Annotated in this window: 15 protein-coding genes; 7 read left to right on the plus strand and 8 right to left on the minus strand. The window is 73.9% G+C overall.

Annotated features, from left to right (window positions below):
* Positions 1-142: 142 nt before the first annotated feature.
* Positions 143-550 (plus strand): DUF6069 family protein, encoded by a 408-nt coding sequence (locus LN037_RS05745; RefSeq protein WP_230750692.1) that lies wholly within the window; start codon positions 143-145, stop codon positions 548-550.
* A gap of 57 nt (positions 551-607) precedes the next feature.
* Positions 608-1,522, plus strand: a complete 915-nt coding sequence (locus tag LN037_RS33420; RefSeq protein ID WP_230750693.1) for an SEC-C domain-containing protein — start codon at positions 608-610, stop codon at positions 1,520-1,522.
* Position 1,523: 1 nt separating this feature from the next.
* Here LN037_RS33420 and LN037_RS05755 read toward each other — a convergent pair whose 3' ends face one another.
* Positions 1,524-2,924 carry an FAD-dependent monooxygenase gene (locus tag LN037_RS05755; RefSeq protein ID WP_230750694.1) on the minus strand — a complete coding sequence of 467 codons (1,401 nt, stop codon included), beginning with the start codon at positions 2,922-2,924 and terminating at the stop codon, positions 1,524-1,526.
* Positions 2,925-2,991: 67 nt separating this feature from the next.
* Between LN037_RS05755 and LN037_RS05760 the strand changes: the two genes are divergently transcribed.
* Positions 2,992-4,068 carry an enolase C-terminal domain-like protein gene (locus LN037_RS05760; RefSeq protein WP_230750696.1) on the plus strand — a complete coding sequence of 359 codons (1,077 nt, stop codon included), beginning with the start codon at positions 2,992-2,994 and terminating at the stop codon, positions 4,066-4,068.
* Between the two features lie 85 nt (positions 4,069-4,153).
* Here the strand turns inward: LN037_RS05760 and LN037_RS05765 are convergent, their stop codons facing one another.
* Positions 4,154-4,387: a PASTA domain-containing protein gene (locus tag LN037_RS05765; protein WP_230750698.1), complete on the minus strand. Its 234-nt coding sequence runs from the start codon at positions 4,385-4,387 to the stop codon at positions 4,154-4,156.
* A 44-nt stretch (positions 4,388-4,431) separates the two neighbouring features.
* A complete protein-coding gene (locus tag LN037_RS05770) occupies positions 4,432-4,728 on the minus strand; it encodes a WhiB family transcriptional regulator (protein ID WP_308286112.1) in 297 nt (98 codons plus the stop codon).
* A 102-nt stretch (positions 4,729-4,830) separates the two neighbouring features.
* Between LN037_RS05770 and LN037_RS05775 the strand changes: the two genes are divergently transcribed.
* Positions 4,831-5,496, plus strand: coding sequence for a Dph6-related ATP pyrophosphatase (locus LN037_RS05775; RefSeq protein ID WP_230750700.1), 666 nt, complete (start codon positions 4,831-4,833; stop codon positions 5,494-5,496).
* Here LN037_RS05775 and LN037_RS05780 read toward each other — a convergent pair.
* Together LN037_RS05780 and LN037_RS05785 are read right to left on the minus strand one after the other, a co-directional pair.
* Positions 5,457-5,924, minus strand: a complete 468-nt coding sequence (locus LN037_RS05780; RefSeq protein ID WP_230750702.1) for a DUF4262 domain-containing protein — start codon at positions 5,922-5,924, stop codon at positions 5,457-5,459. The genes LN037_RS05775 and LN037_RS05780 overlap by 40 nt on opposite strands.
* Positions 5,925-6,007: 83 nt before the next feature.
* Positions 6,008-6,568, minus strand: coding sequence for a hypothetical protein (locus LN037_RS05785; RefSeq protein WP_230750704.1), 561 nt, complete (start codon positions 6,566-6,568; stop codon positions 6,008-6,010).
* A 101-nt stretch (positions 6,569-6,669) separates the two neighbouring features.
* Between LN037_RS05785 and LN037_RS05790 the strand changes: the two genes are divergently transcribed.
* Positions 6,670-7,290 (plus strand): TetR/AcrR family transcriptional regulator, encoded by a 621-nt coding sequence (locus LN037_RS05790; RefSeq protein ID WP_230750706.1) that lies wholly within the window; start codon positions 6,670-6,672, stop codon positions 7,288-7,290.
* A gap of 70 nt (positions 7,291-7,360) precedes the next feature.
* Here the strand turns inward: LN037_RS05790 and LN037_RS05795 are convergent, their stop codons facing one another.
* The 3 genes from LN037_RS05795 to LN037_RS05805 form a co-directional block, all read right to left on the minus strand.
* Positions 7,361-8,377, minus strand: a complete 1,017-nt coding sequence (locus LN037_RS05795) for an LLM class F420-dependent oxidoreductase (RefSeq protein ID WP_230750708.1) — start codon at positions 8,375-8,377, stop codon at positions 7,361-7,363.
* Between the two features lie 2 nt (positions 8,378-8,379).
* A complete protein-coding gene (locus tag LN037_RS05800; RefSeq protein WP_230750710.1) occupies positions 8,380-10,044 on the minus strand; it encodes an AMP-binding protein in 1,665 nt (554 codons plus the stop codon).
* Positions 10,045-10,236: 192 nt separating this feature from the next.
* A complete protein-coding gene (locus tag LN037_RS05805; protein WP_230750711.1) occupies positions 10,237-10,902 on the minus strand; it encodes a TetR/AcrR family transcriptional regulator in 666 nt (221 codons plus the stop codon).
* A 99-nt stretch (positions 10,903-11,001) separates the two neighbouring features.
* Here LN037_RS05805 and LN037_RS05810 point away from each other — a divergent pair, with 99 nt between their 5' ends.
* Both LN037_RS05810 and LN037_RS05815 read left to right on the plus strand, forming a co-directional pair.
* Entirely contained in the window at positions 11,002-12,153 is a 1,152-nt protein-coding gene (locus tag LN037_RS05810; protein ID WP_230750713.1) for an acyl-CoA dehydrogenase family protein, read from the plus strand.
* Positions 12,153-13,745 (plus strand): AMP-binding protein, encoded by a 1,593-nt coding sequence (locus LN037_RS05815; protein ID WP_230750715.1) that lies wholly within the window; start codon positions 12,153-12,155, stop codon positions 13,743-13,745. Before LN037_RS05810 ends, LN037_RS05815 begins: the two co-directional genes overlap by 1 nt.

The following is a 13,745-nucleotide window of genomic DNA, read 5'->3' on the forward strand; positions in this document are numbered from 1 at the left end:
CCGCCGGGACGGTAGGGACGTCGTCGGTGCCGTGGGTGCGCTTTGGAGAAAGTTCCCGGGGCGGTGTCGAAGGACGTCGACCTGGTTCGACGCAGGGGTGAGAGACCGGCACCGGGCCGGTCACCAGCCCTCGGAGGCCACCATGTCCGTCCTCACCGCTCCCGCCGCCACCACCCGCACGTCCTCGCTGGTCCTCGGCGGGCTCGCCGCCACGGCCGTCGCGTCGGTCGCGACCTCGGCCGTCGCCGCGGCAGGGCTCGCCGTCGGGATCAGCCTGGACGTCAGCGGCGCCCCCATCCCGGTGCCCGGGTTCGCCTCGCTCACCGCGATCTTCTCCGTGATCGGCCTGGTGCTCGCGCTGGTCCTCGCGCGGACCGCCCGCAGCCCGCGGACAGCGTTCGTCCGCACCACCGTCGTGCTGACCGCGCTGTCCCTCGTGCCGGACGTCATCGCCGACGCCGCCGTCTCCACCCGGCTGCTGCTGATGCTCACCCACCTCGTCGCCGCCGCGATCGTCGTCCCGGTGATCGCCCGCCGCCTCGCCGCGTGAGGTTCCCGACGGCGGGTCGGGCCGGTGCTCCGTCGACGTGCCCTACCGTTCGGGGGCGTGGCCGCTGCCCTGACCGAGGACGACCTCACCGGCATCTCGTCCGACGCGATCTCCTCCGACGACCCCCGGCCGTTCATCGACCAGCTGGTCGCCGCGGTCGACGAGGACCGGCTCGCCGAACCGGACCTCGCGTCCTACGCGCTCGGGCTGGCGGCCGACCTCGCCGACGGCCTGCACGACGGCGAGCTGGCGCTCACGCTCTCGGAGCGTTCGCTCGAGGCGACGCGGGGACTGGACGACGAGCACTGGACCCGCGCTCGGCACGCCGAACTGCTCCTGCGTTTCGGGCGGGAGGACGAGGGCATGCGGGAGCTGCACGCCCTGCGCCCGCAGCTGACCCGGGACGAGATGGCGAGCCTGTACGTCACCGAGGCCCTCACCGAGAACGGGCGCGCCGAGCTCGCGGAGGAGTGGCTGACCTCGGCGCTGACGACCGCGGCGGACATCGTCGAGCGGGCGGGGACGGGCCGCGAGGCCGACGAGGTCCGGGCCGTCGAGAACGCGCTGGCCGTCAAGCGCTTCCACGTCCGCCGGGACCTCGGGCTCCCCCACGACGAGATCGACCGCATCGCCGAGCAGCTCGACGAGGAGAACCCCGACCACGTCTTCTGGCCGGAGAAGGCCCACGCCACGCTGCTCGAGGCGCAGCCCGACGCCGCCGAGGAGCTCGGCGCCACCTGGGACGAGCACCGCGCGATCATCGAGCGCGACCTGCAGGCGAGCGACCCGACCGACCTGCCGTACGTGGAGATCGGCACGCCGGACCTGCTGACCGCGCTGCTGGGCGACGACGAGGACGCGGTGCCGCCGCCCGGACCGGAGCTGGAGTGGCCGCCCGGCCGCAACGACCCGTGCTGGTGCGGCTCGGGCGCCAAGTACAAGAAGTGCTGCTTGCCCCGCGGGCGCGCCTGACTCACGGAGCGCCGAACCACCGCGCGAGGTGGGCGTCGAGGTCGTGCTGGTCGGCGCCGGCCCACGCCACGTGGCCGTCGGGCCGCAGCAGCAGCGAGTCGGGACCGGACCCGTCGTCGGGAAGACGGTCGACGCGCCCGCACCAGGCACCCACGGAGAGCCCGGTCCGGTCGAGCAGCAGCCCGCGGGCCCGGTGCAGGTGTGGGTAGAGCCGGCCGTCGCCGACGGCGACGTCGGGCATGCGGCGGCCGACGCGGTCGTCGGGAGAGCCGAGGTCGTAGCGGATGCCGGTGGCGGCGATCCGGTCGGTGAGGTGGCGGCTGACCCCGGGGAGCTGCCCGACCTCGGTGAGCAGCGTCCGCAACGCCGCCGTCTGCGGGTCCTCGCGCAGGAGCGCGACCATCGCCCGGCAGCTCACGACGACGCCCTCGGCGACCGCGCGACGCTCGGCCCCGTACGTGTCGAGGAGCCCGTCCGGCGCCCACCCGGCGACCGCGGCGGCGAGCGCCCACCCCAGGCCGATCGCGTCCTGGAGACCGAGGTTCAGGCCCTGTCCACCCGTGGGCGGATGGACGTGCGCGGCGTCGCCGGCGAGGAACACGCGGTCGACGCGGTACGTGTCCGCGAGCCGGTCGCCGGTGCCGAAGCGGGACACCCCGCGCGGCGAGTGCACGCCGAGGTCGGTGCCCGCGACCGTGCGCAGCCGGTCGCGGAACGCCTCGAAGGTCGGCGGTGGACCGCCGTCGGAGACCGTCGCGGCCGGCAGTATCACGCGGTGGACGCCGCCCCCGAGCGGGACGACCCCGAAGCGCAGGTGCCGCGATCGGAGTGCGGTGACGACGGGGGTCGGGTCCTCGGTGAGCTCGACGTCGGCGAGGTAGGTGTCAGCCGTGGAGGGCTCGCCGTGGAAGCCGACCCCGAGGGCCGCGCGCACGGTGCTGCGCCCGCCGTCGGCGCCCACGAGGTAGCGGGCGCGCAGGGTCGAGCCGTCGGCGAGGACCGCGGTGACCGCGTCGTCGTCCTGGTGGAGACCCGTGAGCTCGACGCCGCGCCGGACGTCGGCGCCGAGCTCGAGCGCGTGCTCGGTGAGCAGGCGCTCGATCCTCTCCTGCCGGATCGCGAGGCCGTAGGGGTGCGCGGTGTCGAGGTCGTCGGGCCACGGGAGCGGGAGCCCGGCGAACGGGCCGCCGACGCTGAAGCGGGTGGCCTCGGCGTCGAACCGCTCGAGCAGGCCGCGCTGATCGAGGATCTCGACGCTGCGCACGTGCAGGCCCAGCCCACCCGCGCGCCACGTCGGGCTGGCGCGCTTCTCGAGGACGACGACGTGCACCCCGTGGAGCCGCAGCTCGGCGGCCAGCATCGTGCCCGTCGGTCCGGCCCCCACGATCAGCACGTCGATCACGGCCGGAGAGTGTGCGGGCCGGGGGCCGTCTTGTGGCAAGTCCCCCCGCCCGCTATACGTTGAGGTGGTGACGACGACGGTGCGGTCGGTCCAGGTCCGCCCCGTCCTGGCGCCGCTGGACCCGCCGCTGCAGACGGCGAGCGGCGAGGTGCCCACCGCCCCGCTGGTGCTGATCGACGTCGAGGCCTCGGACGGCGTGGTCGGGCACGCGTACCTGTTCTGCTACACGCCGCTGGTGCTGCCCGCGCTCGCGAGCCTGGTCGAGGAGCTGGGCGCCGCCGTGGTCGGGACCTCCGACGCGCCGCGCGCGGTCGAGGCCGACCTGCGCGGCCGGCTGCGGCTGCTGCGCCCGCAGGGGTTGGCGACGATGGCGATCTCGGGGCTCGACATGGCGCTCTGGGACGTGCTCGCCCGGCGGGTCGGGCTCCCCCTGGTGCGGCTGCTCGGCGGCGAACCGCGACCGGTCCGGGCCTACGGCAGCCTGCGGCGCATGGCGCCCGACGACGTGCGGGTCGAGGCGCGCGAGCTGGCCCGGCTGGGATTCGGGGCCTACAAGGTGAAGGTGGGCTCGGCCGGACTCGCCCGCGACCGGGAGGTCATCGCGGCGCTGCGCGAGGCCGTCGGACCGGACGCCGAGCTCGCGGTCGACTTCAACCAGACGCTGCCGGTCCCCGAGGCGATCCGGCGCATCCACGCCCTCGCCGACGAGGGCCTGCTCTGGGTCGAGGAGCCCACCCGCGCCGACGACGCCGCCGGGCACGCCCGCATCCGCGCGGCCGTGTCGACACCGCTCCAGCTCGGCGAGAGCTGGTGGGGCGAGGACGAGATGACGGCGAGCCTGCGGGCGGACGCCGGGGACCACGCGATGTTCGACGTCGCGCGGATCGGCGGCGTGACGGGCTGGCTGCGGGCCGCGCCCGTGGCGCACGCGGCGGGACGGCCGGTCTCGAGCCACTTCTGGCCCGAGATCAGCGCCGCCCTGCTCGCCGTCACGCCGAGCGCATTCCTGGTGGAGTACCTCGACGTGGCCGCCGGAGTGCTCCGCTCCCCCGCCCGCGTCGTCGACGGCGCCGTGGTGCTGCCCGACGAGCCGGGCAGCGGCGTGGCGTGGGACGAGGACGCGGTCGAGGAGTACCGCGCCTGAGTGCTGCGCCGATGAGGGTCACATCAGGCAGACACCCAGGCGTCGGGACCCGCCTGATGTCACCCTCGGGGTGGAGCGCGGGCGGTCAGTCCGTGCTGATCCAGATCCGCACGATGGAGCCCGTCTCGAGCGACGTGCCCGGCTCGGGGTCCTGTCGGCCCACGTGGGCGCGGCCCGCCCCGGTGTGGAACGCGTTCTCCGGGACGGCGAGCAGACCGGCGTCGAGGGCACGGTCGTGCGCCTCGGACACCGGGACGCCCGTCAGTTCGGGCACCTGGGCGGCAGGACGGGACGGCGTGGTGGCGGTGTCGTCGGACATGGGCGACCTCCCGGTGTCGTCGGTGGGTGTGGGATCGGCCGGCATCACGCGGCCGGGTGGGTGGACCGTTCGCGACGGAGCGCGGCCCGTCGCTCGTCCTCGCTCTCGCCACCCCAGATGCCGTACGGCTCCTGGACCGCGTGCGCCCAGCTGCGGCACTCGTCGAGCACGGGGCACGTGGTGCAGACGGCCCGGGCGTCGGCGACGCGCCGGCTGCGCGACGGATCACGTTCACCGTCGGGGTGGAAGAACATCTCCTGGTTCATGTCGCGGCACGCAGCGTGCCGTTGCCAGTCCCAGTGGGCCACCAACGCCGCGGGCAGGCGGGAGACATCAGCCACGACGAGCACCTCCTACAGGACGTCGTAGTACCTGAGGCTACCCCTCGGTAGAGGCCCGAACCGTCACGGCGAGACCGATTTCGCCCGCCTACGGTGAGGGCCGTGCCGAGGTCGTTCGTGAGCTGGTCGTGTGGCAAGGACGCCGCCCGTGCCCTGCACGAGGTGCGTACCGACCAGGAGGTCGGCGGCCTGCTCACGACCGTCACGGACGGCGCGGTGGCGATGAGCCGGGTGCCCGTCGCCTGCCTCCGTGCCCAGGCGGCTTCCCTCGGACTCCCCCTGCGAACCGTCGACCTGCCGTGGCCCTGCCCGAACGAGGTCTACGAGGAGCGCACCGGCGCCGCGCTCGCCGCCCTGCGCGCGGACGGCGTGGACACGGTGGTCTTCGGCGACCTCTTCCTCGACGACGTCCGCGCCTACCGCGAGCGGTCCCTCGACGGCGCCGGACTCCTCCCCCGCTTCCCGCTGTGGAGCCGCCGCACCGACCTCCTCGCCCGGCAGATGCTCGATGGCGGGACGCGGGCGGTGGTGGTGTGCGTCGACCCCGCGCAGGCTCCGCCGGAGATCGTCGGTCGCGCGTGGGACGAACGACTGCTCGACGAGCTCCCGAGCGGGGTCGACCCGTGCGGCGAGAACGGCGAGTTCCACACCTTCGTCACCGACGGGCCGGGGTTCGAGCGCCCGGTCGACGTCGTGCCGGGCGACCCCTACGACCACGACGGCTTCCACTACGTGCCCCTCCGGCTCCGCGGACCGAGCACGGGCTGACCTCCGCCCCCGCCGTTGAAGCGCGGGTTCCAGGGCCAGCGCCCCCGCCCGTCGCACCAGACGAGTTGCAGCGCCTGCAGCCGGCACCCGGGGAACAGGGCGACGACCGTCCCGAGGTGCGCCTCGGGGTGGGGCATCCCGACGATCTCGATCCGGAGGCGGTCGGTGCTGCGGAACCCCTGCCCCGACTCCCACCGCTCGTCGTGGCACAGCACGCCGTGCGCCGTGTCGTTCAGCAGGGCGCCCGCCCGTTCCGGGCGCAGGCCCGTCACCACGAACTCCGGCAGCCCGTGCCGCGCCAGGCCCACGGTGTAGGCCCACTGCGCCCGCGCCTTCTCACCCTCGACGAACTGGATGGCCCAGCCGTACCGCTCGACGAGGTCCATCATCTTCTGCAGCTCCGCGGCCCTGGTCGACCCGTCGCACATCCGGCACATCGCATCCTCCGTCGTTCGAACTCATGTTCGGATGATGCACCAGGGGTCCGACAGTCTCGGCCGGCGACCGACGCTCAGGCGCGGGCGCGCCGCAGACGCAGCAGCCCGACCAGGGCGAACGCCGCGCCCGCCAGCGCGTATCCGGCCACGGGCGCCAGCACGGGAGCAGGCCCGGTGGCCATGACGACGAAGGCGACCCCGACCACGCAGGACAGCCCGCCGCTGACGACCAACGGCCACTGGCCGCGCCGGACCCGTCGTCGGGACAGCGCGACGACGGCCTGTCCCAGGCCCGCGAGCACGGCCCAGGCACCCCAGACCCGCAGCACGCTCGGCACGTCGTGCGTCGCAGCCACCGCGAGGGCCGCGGCCGCGACCGTGCTGAGCGCCGCGTTGGCCACCAGCCCGACGCGCGCCGTCGTGCCGGACCGGCGCGCCTCCAGGCCGACGAGGACGACGTCGGCGAGCGGGTAGAGCGCCAGCAGCACCGCCGCGACCGGCCCGACCCCGGGTGCGAGGACCACGACGGCGACCGCCCACACGACAGCGACGACGACCCGCGCGAGCAGGAGCGGGGCCTGCTCCCGGCCGGCCGACGCCGGAGGTGCGGCGGTGACGGAGACAGCGGTCGACATCGTGACTCCCGAGGTAGAACGACCATTCTTTCTGTCGACAAGCCTGCACCAGCTCGTCGTCTCGCGCAAGACCGATCGTTCTTTCTGCTAACGTCCGGGTCGTGCCGACCACCGAGACGACGCGCTCCGAGGCCCGGGAGCGCCTGCTCACCAGGGCGGGCGAGCTCTTCTACGGGGAGGGCATCCGTGCGGTCGGCGTGGACCGGCTCGTGTCCGAGGCGCGGGTGACCCGGGCGACCTTCTACCGGCACTTCCCGTCGAAGGAGGACCTCGTCCTCACCTATCTGCGCGGCGCCGACGCGCAGGTCCGGCAGCGGGTGCAGGCGGCGACCGAGGGCGCGGCGACGGCGGCCGACGCCCTCCGCGCCATGGCCACGTCCATCGGCGAGGACCTCGCCCGACCGGGGTTCCGCGGGTGCGCATTCCTCCGCGCGGCCGCCGAGTTCCCCGACCCCGCCGATGCGGTGCACCGCGAGGTCGCCGCCCACCGGGCGTGGTTCGTCCGCGCTCTGGAGGACCTCTTCGCCGAGGTCTACCGCGACGAGGGGCCGGGAGCCCGCCCTGCCCGCGCGGCACGGCACTTCCTGATGCTGCGCGACGGCGCCATGAGCGCGGCGTCGATCGACGACGCCGGCGACATCGGGGACACCTTCCGGCGTGGCGTCGAGGGCCTGATCACCGTGGTCCACGTCCCGGGGACCCGGCCGCACCTGCCGGTCTGATCGACGATGCCGGGAAACCTGGCGCTGGGTGCAAGCAGTGACGCCTTGCTTGCACCCGGAGGGTGCACCCTCACAGCAGCCGGGCCACCGCCGCCAGGTCGTCGGGCAGGCCCTGCACCGCGATCTCGTCGACGACCGTCGGCTCCCACCGGTCCAGGTCGCGCCGCACCTTCGCCTCGGGACCGATGAGCGAGACCTGCTCGACCAGCTCCGTCGGGATCGCGGCGGCGGCCTCGTCCTTGCGGTGGTGGAGGTAGAGGTCCTGCACCCGCTCGGCGACGTCGCCGTATCCCATGCGGACGAAGACGTCGTGGTGGAAGTTCGCGCCGCGCGCACCCATGCCGCCCATGTACAGCGCGAGCTCGGGACGGAGCCGGTCCGCGGCGCGCTCGACGTCGTCGTCGAGCACCACGGGCACCGTCGCGATCACCTCGAAGCCCTCGGGGCGACCGCCCGGGCGACGGGAGAACCCGTCGTCGAGAGCCCGCCGGTACTCGGCGTCGAACGCCGGCGCGAAGAACATCGCGAGCCAACCGTCGGCGATCTCGGCCGAGAGCGCGACGTTCCGCGGCCCCTCCGCGCCCAGCAGCACCGGCAGCCCCGACCGGTACGGGTGCAACGACGAACGCAGCGGTTTCCCCAGCTCGGAGCCGGGTGAGGGCAGCGGGAAGAACTCGCCGTCGTTGCGCACCGGGGCCTCGCGGACCAGCACCTGCCGCACCACCGACACGTACTCGCGGGTCCGCGCGAGGGGCCGGGCGTAGGGCACGCCGTGCCAGCCCTCCGACACCTGCGGACCGGAAGCGCCCACGCCGAGCACGACGCGGCCGCCGGAGAGGTGGTCCAGCGTGGTGGCGGCCATCGCCGTGGCCGCCGGCGTGCGGGCCGGGACCTGCGCGACGGCGGTGCCCAGCCGCACCCGCGAGGTCAGCGCCGCGGCGAAGGCCAGCGGGGTGAAGACGTCCGAGCCGTACGCCTCGGCGAACCACACCGACGCGAAGCCGAGCTCGTCGATCTCCCGCAGCCGCGCGGCCAGGTCGGCCGGGGGCGCGCCCGCGAAGTGGCCGAGGTTGACCCCGATCCGCACGGTCAGACCGTCGCGGCGAACAGGTCGGCGTACCGCGCGCGCAGCTTGTACTTGAGGATCTTGCCGCCGACGGTCTCCGGCAGTTCGTCGGTGAACACGACCGCCTTCGGCGTCTCGTAGCCGCCGAGCCGCTCGCGGGCGTGCGCGACGAGTTCCTCGGCCGTCACCTCGGAGCGCGCCACGACGACGGCCGTGACCGCCTCGCCCCACCGCTCGTGCGGGAGCCCGACCACCGCGACCCGTTCGACCGCCGGGTGCGCGTAGAGCGCCGCCTCGACCCGCAGGCTGGACACGTTCTCGCCGCCGGTCTTGACGATGTCCTTGATGCGGTCGACCACCACGCGCAGGCCGTCGTCGTCGAAGGCGGCGCTGTCGCCGGAGTGGAACCAGCCGGTGCGGAACGCCTCGCGGGTCGCCGCCTCGTTCTTGTAGTAGCCGGCGGTGACGGTCGGGGTCCGGTAGACCACCTCCCCCGGTACGCCCGGGCGGTCGCGCAGCGAGACCCCGTCGTCGTCGAACACGTCGGAGGCGAGCAGCGGGCTCGGCAGGCCGACGTAGTTCACGACGGGGGCCGTGGCCGCGTAGGTCTCCGGCCAGCGGCGGGGCCAGAAGCGGTAGCAGGCGATGGCCTCGGTCTGCCCGAAGATGCCGAGGACGACGGGGTCCCCGGCCTGCTGCATCAGGCGGTCGTAGACCTCCGGCGCCAGCGCGCCCCAGCCGTAGACCAGGACGTCGAGGCACGAGACGTCGCGCCCCGCGAACTCGGTGGTCAGAGCCGTGACGAACTGCGGGGATCCGGCCCAGAGCGCCGTGATCCGCTCCTCGGACACGGCCGCGGCGACGTCGGCGGGGACCGGACGGCGCCCCAGGACGAGCGTGCCGCCGGCGACGAACGCGGAGAGCGCGAAGATCAGCTCGCCGACGTGGTAGATCATCGGCAGGTAGGTGCCGACGCGGACCTCGTTCTCCAGTCCGGAGCCGCGCGTGAGCGAGAGCGCGAAGTTCAGCGCCGCGTAGTGGCTCGCCGCGTGGGAGATCATCACGCCCTTGGGCATGGCGGTCGTCCCGGAGGTGAAGAGCATCTCCCAGATGTCGTCGCCGTGGATCTCGACGTCGGGCTCGGTGTCGTCCGCGGCGTCGACGAAGGCGGTGAAGTCCTGGCTCCCCTCGACCGGCCCGCCGCCGATGCCGATCGTGACGCCGGGCGCGAGGCCCGCGTTCCCGAAGGCCTGCGCGGCGCGCGGCCAGGTCTCGGCGTCGACGATCGCGAACCCGGGCTCGGCGTGGGCGATGAGGTGCTCGACGACGTCGGGCGCGAGGTTCGGGTTGAGCGGCATCGCGACGAGGCCGGCCTTCGCGATCCCGACCTTCGCGAGGTAGGCCTCGACCGAGTTCTCGCAGAACAGCAGGACCCGTGCGCCGGGCTCGAGGCCGCGGGCGATCAGGGCGTTGGCCACCCGGTTCGCGGTGCGGTCGGCCTCCCGGTAGGTCACGGCGGCGAACCGTGCGTCGGCGTGGGCGCCCGGGCGGCCGACGATCGCGACCTGGTCCGGGTAGCTCCAGGTGAGCCGCTCGAAGACGTCGCCGACCGAGGTGCGCTCCCACCGGTGCACGGCCCGGCGGCCCCGGAGCGTCGTGACGTCGAACGTGATGGCGTCCAGGTCCACCGGGCCTCCCTGCCGCTGCAGATGTGACGTGCAGCATTCCCAGCAGGTCCGGGTGAACGCAAGCCCCGAGTTATCGGCGATTCACAAAGCGGTCGGGATCGGCACCCGCGGACGGTGCCGCAGCACCGGTGCGGGCGACACCGGTTCCTGCCGCGTGGTCCGCGGCATCGCGTCACGCGGCGTCGCCCCCGGTCACCCCTCGTCGAGCACGGGCGCCGGCGACGTCTGCCCCGACGCCAACACGCTGCGCGCCATCCCGACCAACATCTCGGCGAGCCGGTCGGCCGGGAGTCCGCTGTGGTGGAACAGCACCGCCTGCGTCGTGCCCAGCGCCCCGTGCACCACCACGCGCAGCTCCGCGTCCGAGAGCTCCCGGCGCAGCGGGGCCAGGACGATCACCCACTCCTCGATGTAGTGCCGCTGGGCGCGGCGCAGCCGTCGGAGGTCCTCCTCGGGCAGGTGGTGGGCCTCGCGGTAGTACACCTGCAGCAGCCGGCGGTCCTCGATCGCGAAGCGCACGTGGTTCGCCACGAGCCGCTCGAGGGCGTCGCGGTCGTCCGCGGCCTCGGCCACCGCGGCCGCCGCGCTGCGCTGCATCTCGTCCATCAGCTGCTCGAGCAGCGCGGAGAGCAGGGCCGACTTCGAGCCGAAGTGCCGGTAGATGCCGGACCCGACGATGCCCGCGGCGGCACCGATGTCGGCCATGCCGACCGCGTGGTAGCCGTGCTTCGCGACGAGCTCCGCCGCCGCGGCGAGGATGCGGTCCTTGCGGGCGGGGTCCCGACGACGACGGGTGCCGGTCCCCCCGGTCGCCCCGGGCGACCCGGCCAGCGCCAGGGTCGGCTCCGCCTCGCTCATGTCCGCCTCCCCGAGGGGCTCCGGGCATCTTCCCGCCCACACCCGCGGACGCTACGGTACGCCGCGAGTGAACGGCCAGTCACAACGCGGGGAGTTGGCGTGGACTTCGTGGAGACCGATGAGCACCGTGACCTGCGGGCCGCCGTCGCGCGGGCGTCTGCACCGTTCGGGGGCGACTACTACGTCGACCACGCCCGCCGGGGCGCCGAGTGCACCGAGCTGTGGCACGCGCTGGGCGACGCCGGGTACATCGGCGTCTCCGTCCCCGAGGCGTACGGCGGCGGGGGCGGCGGGATGGTCGAGCTCTCGCTCGTCTGCGAGGAGACCGCCGCGCAGGGCGCGCCGATCCTGCTCCTACTGGTCACCCACGCGATCTCCGCGGCCGTGATCGCCGAGTACGGCACCGAGGAGCAGCGCAAGGAGTGGCTGCCGGGCCTCGCGTCCGGCCGGGAGAAGGTGGTCTTCGCGATCACCGAACCGGGCGCCGGCTCGAACACCCACCGGCTCTCGACCACCGCCCGCCGCGAGGGCGACGAGTGGGTGATCCGCGGCGAGAAGTACTACATCTCCGGGGTCGACGACGCCGAGGCGCTGCTGCTCGTCGCGCGGACCGGGACCGACCCGTCGGGGAAGGCGCAGCTCTCGCTCTTCCTCGTCCCCACCGACGCCCCCGGCCTGCAGAAGGTGCCGCTGCCGGTGGACGTGCTCCTGCCCGAGAAGCAGTTCACGCTGCGGTTCGACGACGTGCGGGTGCCCGCGTCGGCGCTGGTCGGCGACGAGAACCAGGGCTTCAAGCAGGTCTTCCACGGCCTCAACCCGGAGCGCATCACCGGCGCGGCGCTGTGCGTCGGCATCGCCCGGTACGCGCTGGCGAAGGCCGCCCGCTACGCCAACGACCGCCAGGTCTGGGACCGCCCGATCGGCGCCCACCAGGGCGTGGCCCACCCGCTGGCGAAGGCCAGGATCGAGACCGAGCTGGCCGCCCTCATGACGCAGAAGGCCGCCTGGCTGCACGACCGCGGGCTCCCGGCCGGTGAGGCGTCGAACATGGCGAAGTACGCCGCCGCCGAGGCCGCGCTCGCCGCCTGCGACGCCGCGATGCAGACCCACGGCGGCAACGGGGTCTCGCAGGAGTTCGGCCTGCTCCCCTACTGGGGCCTCGCCCGCCTGCTGCGGATCGCGCCGGTGAACCGCGAGATGGTGCTGAACTTCGTGGCGCAGCACAGCCTGGGTCTGCCGAGGTCGTACTGATGGATCTCGAGCGGAACCTCGTCCAGCGGGTCAACGTCGGCGACGCCCTGACCCGCAGCGCCTTCGCACGGCCGGAGCAGCTCGCCGTCGTCGACGGTGACCGTCGGCTGACCTACGCCGCGTTCGACGCGTGGGTGAACCGGCTCGGCCACGGGCTCCTGGCCCGCGGCTACGCGGTCGGCGACGCCCTCGCGCTCGCCGTCGGCAACAGCGCCGAGTTCCTCGCCGTCTACTACGCCTGCGCGAGGACGGGCGTCGTGTGCGTGCCGATCAACCTCGGTTGGCGTCCCGACGAGGTCGCCTACGTGCTCGGGCACTCGCAGGCCCGCGGCGTCGTCGTCGAGAGCCACCTGCTCGAGCCGATCACGACCGCCGTCGGGAAGGTCCCGTCCGTGGCCGACGTGGTCGTGGCGCCCGGGACCGAGCGTGGCGCGCCGCTGACGTCGGACGTCAGCGGTGGGCCACGGCTGACCCTGGCCGACCTCGAGGCGGACGACGACTCCCCCGTCGAGGTCGCGATCGACGACCGGGCGGCGCTGAGCTACCTCTACACCTCGGGCACCACGTCGTTCCCGAAGGGCGTGGTCGGGACGCACCTCGGCATCCACCTCGAGTCGATGTCCGCGGCGCTGGACTCGGGCTGGAGCGCCGCCGACCGGTTCCTCGCGATGATGCCGATGTTCCACACCGCGCAGCTCAACGCGTTCTGCACGCCCGCGGTGACCGTCGGCGCGACGATCCACGTGCACCGCGGCTTCGACCCCGAGCGGTTCCTGACGACGATCGAGTCCGAGCGGATCACGCAGGTCTTCGGGCTGCCGATGATGTACCGCGCGGCGCTGGACCACCCGTCGTTCGCCGACCGCGACCTGAGCTCGCTGACGCGCGCCGTCTATGCCATGGCGCCGATGCCCGAGGCCCAGATCCGCGCCTGCCTCGACGGGTACCGGTGCGACTTCGCGCTGCTGTTCGGCCAGACCGAGATGTCCCCGATCACCACCCTCTTCCGCCCGGAGCACCAGCTCAGCCACGTCGGGTCGGTCGGGACGCCGCTGACCGGCGTGCAGGTGGCGGTCATGGGTCCCGACGGCGGGCTGCTGCCGCCCGGCGAGCAGGGCGAGATCGTCTACCGCGGGCCGTCGACGATGCAGGGCTACCTGCACGACGAGGCCGCCACCGCCACCGCGTTCGCCCACGGCTGGTTCCACTCGGGCGACGTCGGACGGTTCGGCGAGGACGGCGTCCTGTGGTTCGCCGACCGCACGAAGGACGTCATCAAGACCGGCGGCGAGAACGTCGCGTCGCTCGAGGTGGAGCGGGCGGTGTACGACGCCGAGCCGGGCGTCGCCGAGGTCGTCGTGGTCGGGCTGCCGCACGCGCGGTGGAGCGAGGCGATCACGGCCGTCGTCGTGCCGAAGCCGGGCGCGACGATCGACCCCGAGAAGCTCACCGCGGCGCTCAAGGACCGCCTCGACGGCTACAAGGTGCCGAAGGCCGTGATCGTCGAGTCCGAGCTGCCCCGCACCTCGACCGGGAAGATCCAGAAGAACGTCGTCCGGGAGACCCACGCGATGCACTACGGAGGACGCTGA

Origin of the sequence: Actinomycetospora soli (assembly GCF_021026295.1) — a bacterium.
GTDB lineage: Bacteria > Actinomycetota > Actinomycetes > Mycobacteriales > Pseudonocardiaceae > Actinomycetospora > Actinomycetospora soli.